The organism is Kitasatospora sp. NPDC059571, assembly GCF_042735675.1.
GTDB lineage: Bacteria > Actinomycetota > Actinomycetes > Streptomycetales > Streptomycetaceae > Kitasatospora.
The window spans coordinates 1857-7151 of sequence record NZ_JBHWBW010000417.1; the positions used below are offsets into that span (position 1 = coordinate 1857).

Annotated in this window: 3 protein-coding genes; 2 read left to right on the forward strand and 1 reads right to left on the reverse strand. The window is 71.7% G+C overall.

Annotation, left to right across the window (positions count from 1 at the left end; all coding sequences use genetic code 11):
- Window positions 1-219 precede the first annotated feature (219 nt).
- A complete protein-coding gene (locus tag ACFV0G_RS31580) occupies window positions 220-975 on the forward strand; it encodes a response regulator (RefSeq protein ID WP_380555420.1) in 756 nt (251 codons plus the stop codon).
- Window positions 976-979: 4 nt separating this feature from the next.
- Here ACFV0G_RS31580 and ACFV0G_RS31585 read toward each other — a convergent pair whose 3' ends face one another.
- The gene (locus tag ACFV0G_RS31585) at window positions 980-2146 is read right to left on the reverse strand and encodes a winged helix-turn-helix domain-containing protein (protein ID WP_380555422.1); all 1167 of its coding nucleotides are present in this window, start codon (window positions 2144-2146) and stop codon (window positions 980-982) included.
- A 272-nt stretch (window positions 2147-2418) separates the two neighbouring features.
- Here ACFV0G_RS31585 and secA point away from each other — a divergent pair, with 272 nt between their 5' ends.
- Window positions 2419-5178 (forward strand): preprotein translocase subunit SecA, encoded by a 2760-nt coding sequence (gene secA / locus ACFV0G_RS31590; RefSeq protein WP_380555424.1) that lies wholly within the window; start codon window positions 2419-2421, stop codon window positions 5176-5178.
- The last annotated feature ends 117 nt before the right edge of the window (window positions 5179-5295 follow it).

Here is a 5295-nt window from a genome sequence, read left to right on the forward strand (position 1 = left end):
CGGGGGGGGGGGGGGGCGGCGGGGGGGCTCACCCCCGGGCCCACTGCTGATCCGCCCCCGCCCGCGGCCCGCCCGCCCCCCCGGGGGGGGGGGGCCCCCCCGGCCGCCGGCGCGGCGGGCCCCCCCCAGCTGGGCGGCCCGGTATCGGAGGGTGATCAACGCCCCGGTCGTCATGGAATGATGGAGCCTGACATCGACCGGCGACCGGGGGAGGAGCGGATGGGCGAGCCCATCAGCCGTGGTGCGGATGGCGGCCCGGGCGCGGGTGCGGGGTCGGGAGAGCCCCCCGCCGGGTACGGCGGGCACCGCGGTGAGCCGATCCGGGTGCTGGTGGTCGACGACCACGCACTGTTCCGCCGCGGCCTGGAGATCGTCCTCGCCGAGGAGGAGGACATCACCGTCATCGGCGAGGCCGGGGACGGCGCCGAGGCCGTGCTCAAGGCCGCCGACCTGCTGCCGGACATCATCCTGATGGACGTCCGGATGCCCCGGCGCAGCGGTATCGAGGCCTGCACCGCGATCAAGGACGTGGTCCCCAGCGCGAAGATCATCATGCTGACGATCAGCGACGAGGAGGCCGACCTCTACGAGGCGATCAAGGCGGGCGCCACCGGCTACCTGCTCAAGGAGATCTCCACCGACGAGGTGGCCACCGCGATCCGCGCGGTGGCCGACGGCCAGTCGCAGATCAGCCCCTCCATGGCGGCCAAGCTGCTGACCGAGTTCAAGTCGATGATCCAGCGCCGGTCCGACGACCGGGAGTTGGTGCCCGCGCCGCGGCTCACCGACCGCGAGCTGGAGGTGCTCAAGCTGGTGGCCACCGGGATGAACAACCGGGAGATCGCCAAGGAGCTCTTCATCAGCGAGAACACCGTGAAGAACCACGTCCGCAACATCCTGGAGAAGCTGCAGCTGCACTCCCGGATGGAGGCCGTGGTCTACGCGATGCGGGAGAAGATCCTCGAAATAGGGTGACCGGTCAGGCCAGCGCCCGCTCCAGGGCGGGCCGCAGCCGCTCGTCCGCCAGCCGCTCGACCCGGACGGCGTCGCAGCCCACCCAGGCCGCCGCCTCGCGCAGGGCCGAGGCCAGCGCGCCCGTGTGCGCCGGTGACTCCAGCGAGACCTGACGGGCCACCAGGGTGCGGCCCTCGCGGGCCGGGTCGACCCGGCCGACCAGTCGGCCGCCGGCCAGCAGCGGCATCGCGAAGTACCCGTGCACCCGCTTCTCCTTCGGAGTGTAGGCCTCCAGGCGGTGCGTCATTCCGAAGATCCGCTCCGTCCGCGCGCGGTCCCAGACGAGCGAGTCGAACGGGGAGAGCATCGTCGACCGGTGGCGGCCCCGCGGCACCGCCGCCACCGCCCCCGCCACCGCCCAGGCCGGCGTCGTCCAGCCGGCCACGGCGACCGGCACCAGGCCGGAGTCGGGCAGCGCGGCGGCCACCTGCTCCTTGCGCAGCCGGTGGTAGTCCCCGAGGTCGGCCACGGTGGCCACGCCGAGCGCCGCGCCGGCCTGGCCGACCAGCCGGCGCACGCACTCCGCGTCGTCCGGGTCCTGGCCGAACAGCTCGGCCGGCACCGCCTGCTCGGCCGCCTCGTACAGCCGCTTCCAGCCGCGCCGCTCGGTGCAGACCACGTCGCCGAAAGCCAGCGCCTGCTCCACCGCGATCTTGCTCTCCGACCAGTCCCACCACTCCGACGTCCGCTTGGCGCCGCCGAGTTCGGTGGAGGTCAGCGGGCCCTCGGCGCGCAGCCGCTCCAGCACCTCGCGGTAGGTGCGCTCGCTCACCTCGTGGCCGCCCCAGAGCCGGCCGCGCTCGCGGTAGGCGCGGCGGCGGAAGGCGAACAGCGGCCACTCCTCGATCGGCAGCACGCAGGCCGCGTGCGACCAGTACTCGAAGCTCGTCTCCGCACCCCAGTAGGCCCGTTCGACCGCCGGGCGGCCGACCGCGCCGAGCCGCGCGTACGGCACCAGCTCGTGCGAGCGGGCGAGCACCGAAATGGTGTCCAGCTGGACGGCGCCCAGGTGCCGCAGCACACCGCGGACCCCGCCGCGGCGGTCGGGGGCGCCCAGCAGGCCCTGCGCCCGCAGGGCGATCCGGCGGGCCTGGTCGGCGGAGAGCTCGGTGGCGGTCTGCGGCGAGGTCATGCCGGGCAGCGTAGGCGCTGCCACCGACACCCGCGGCGGCCGCCGGGAACCTCCGGGCGGCCCGGTCGGTTGTGCAGGGCACGGAGGCCGCGGAGTTGACCGTTTTGCCCCCCGACTGGCGCTTCACCGCGCTTTGCCCGGGTGGGTGACACAGGAATACCGTGCTGACGGACCTCCCGGCGGCTTGGCCTCCTCGCATACCATGGCGCGTACGGTGGGGTAGGTCTCGCCGACTGTCGTCCAGAGCCGATCCAGGCAAGGAGCCCGCTCACGTGTCCGTCTTCGACAAGATCCTGCGCGCAGGCGAAGGAAAGATCCTTCGCAAGCTGCAGCGGATTGCCGCCCAGGTCAACTCGATCGAAGAGGACTTCGTCAACCTCACCGACGACGAGCTGCGCGCGCTGACCGATGAGTACAAGGCCCGCCTCGCCGAGGGCGAGAGCCTGGACGACATCATGCCCGAGGCGTTCGCGACCGTCCGCGAGGCCGCCAAGCGCGTGCTGGGCCAGCGCCACTACGACGTCCAGATCATGGGCGGCGCCGCCCTGCACTTCGGCTACGTCGCCGAGATGCGCACCGGCGAGGGCAAGACCCTGGTCGGCACCCTGCCCGCGTACCTCAACGCGCTGACCGGCAAGGGCGTGCACCTCATCACGGTCAACGACTACCTCGCCGAGCGCGACTCGGAGTGGATGGGCCGGGTGCACCGCTTCCTCGGCCTCGAGGTCGGCGTGATCCTGGCGAACATGTCGCCGGCCGAGCGCAAGCGCCAGTACGGGATGGACATCACGTACGGCACGAACAACGAGTTCGGCTTCGACTACCTGCGCGACAACATGGCCTGGGCGCAGGAGGAACTCGTCCAGCGCGGCCACAACTTCGCGATCGTCGACGAGGTCGACTCGATCCTCATCGACGAGGCCCGCACCCCGCTGATCATCTCCGGCCCGGCGGACCAGGCCACCAAGTGGTACAGCGACTTCGCCAAGCTGGTGCAGCGCCTCAAGCGCGACCGCGACTACGAGGTCGACGAGAAGAAGCGCACCGTCGGCGTGCTGGAGGAGGGCGTCGGCCGGGTCGAGGACTACCTCGGCATCGACAACCTCTACGAGTCGGTGAACACCCCGCTGGTCGGCTTCCTGAACAACGCCATCAAGGCGAAGGAGCTCTACAAGGCGGACAAGGACTACGTCGTCATCAACGGCGAGGTCATGATCGTCGACGAGCACACCGGCCGTATCCTCGCCGGCCGCCGCTACAACGAGGGCATGCACCAGGCGATCGAGGCCAAGGAGGGGGTGGAGGTCCAGAACGAGAACCAGACCCTGGCCACCATCACCCTGCAGAACTTCTTCCGCCTCTACGACAAGCTCTCCGGCATGACCGGTACGGGCACCACCGAGGCCGCCGAGTTCCACCAGATCTACAAGCTCGGCGTCGTGCCGATCCCGACCAACAAGACGCCCAAGCGCATCGACCAGCCCGACCTGATCTACAAGTCGGAGCCGGCCAAGTTCGCCGCGGTGGTCGAGGACATCGCCGAGAAGCACGAGAAGGGCCAGCCGGTGCTGGTCGGCACCGTGTCGGTCGAGAAGTCCGAGTACCTCTCCCAGGAGCTGCGCAAGCGCGGCATCCCGCACGAGGTGCTGAACGCCAAGCACCACGAGCGCGAGGCGCAGATCGTCGCCCAGGCCGGCCGCAAGGGCGCCGTCACCGTCGCCACCAACATGGCCGGCCGCGGTACCGACATCATGCTCGGCGGCAACCCGGACCACCTGGCCGCCGCCGAGCTGGCGCAGCGCGGGCTCAACCCGGAGGACACCCCGGACGAGTACGAGTCCGCCTTCCCGAGCGCCCTGGACAAGGCCAAGGAGGCCGTCAAGGCCGAGCACGAGGAGGTCCAGGAGCTGGGCGGCCTCTACGTGCTGGGCACCGAGCGCCACGAGTCCCGCCGGATCGACAACCAGCTGCGCGGCCGCTCCGGCCGCCAGGGCGACCCGGGCGAGTCCCGCTTCTACCTGTCCCTCGGCGACGACCTGATGCGCCTGTTCAAGGCCGGCATGGTCGAGCGCGTGCTGTCGATGGCCAACGTGCCCGAGGACGTGCCGATCGAGTCGAAGATGGTCACCCGGGCCATCGCCTCCGCGCAGACCCAGGTCGAGCAGCAGAACTTCGAGATCCGCAAGAACGTCCTCAAGTACGACGAGGTCCTCAACCGCCAGCGCGAGGTCATCTACGGCGAGCGCCGCCGCGTCCTGGAGGGCGAGGACCTGCAGGAGCAGGTCGGCCACTTCATGGACGACACCGTCGAGGCGTACGTCACCGCCGCCACCGGCGAGGGCTTCGAGGACGACTGGGACCTCGAGAAGCTCTGGACGGCCCTGCGCCAGCTCTACCCGGTCACCCTCGACCTGGAGGACCTGGAGGAGGAGGCCGGCGGGCCGGCCGGGCTCACCCCCGAGTTCCTCACCAAGGTCATCCAGGAGGACATCCAGGCGCAGTACGGCGCCCGCGAGGACCAGCTCGGCGAGCAGATCATGCGCGAGCTGGAGCGCCGGGTCGTCCTGTCGGTGCTGGACCGCCGCTGGCGCGAGCACCTCTACGAGATGGACTACCTCCAGGAGGGCATCGCCCTGCGCGCCTACGCGCAGCGCGACCCGCTGGTCGAGTACCAGCGCGAGGGCTACGACATGTTCGCGGCCATGATGGAGGGCATCAAGGAGGAGTCGGTCGGCTACCTGTTCAACCTGGAGGTCCAGGTCGAGCAGCAGGTCGAGGAGGTTCCGGTCGCCGAGGACACCGACGCGGTGCTCTCGCTGGACAAGGCCGACGCCCGTCCGGAGATCCGCGCCAAGGGCCTGGAGGCCCCGGCCCGCCAGCGCCTGCACTACACGGCGCCGTCGGTGGACGGCGACGACACCGTCATCGAGGGCGACTTCGAGGACGGCCCGGTGGACGAGGGCGACGGCCTGACCCGCGCCGAGCGCCGCAAGGCCGCCCGCTCCGCCAAGGGCCGGCGCCGCAAGGCCTGACCCGCAGCACGTCCGTGGGGGGGGGGCCCCCCCCCCGCGCGGGGGGGGCCCGGCGCCCGGCGGCGCGGCCCGAGGCGCGGGGCGCCCCCCCCGCCCCGCCCCCACGCACGGGGGCGG

Coding starts and splice junctions, on each gene's coding strand:
- ACFV0G_RS31585 (WP_380555422.1), bottom strand. CDS start 2,146: ATGACCTCGCCGCAGACCGCCACCGAGCTCTCCGCCGACCAGGCCCGC.
- ACFV0G_RS31580 (WP_380555420.1), top strand. CDS start 220: ATGGGCGAGCCCATCAGCCGTGGTGCGGATGGCGGCCCGGGCGCGGGT.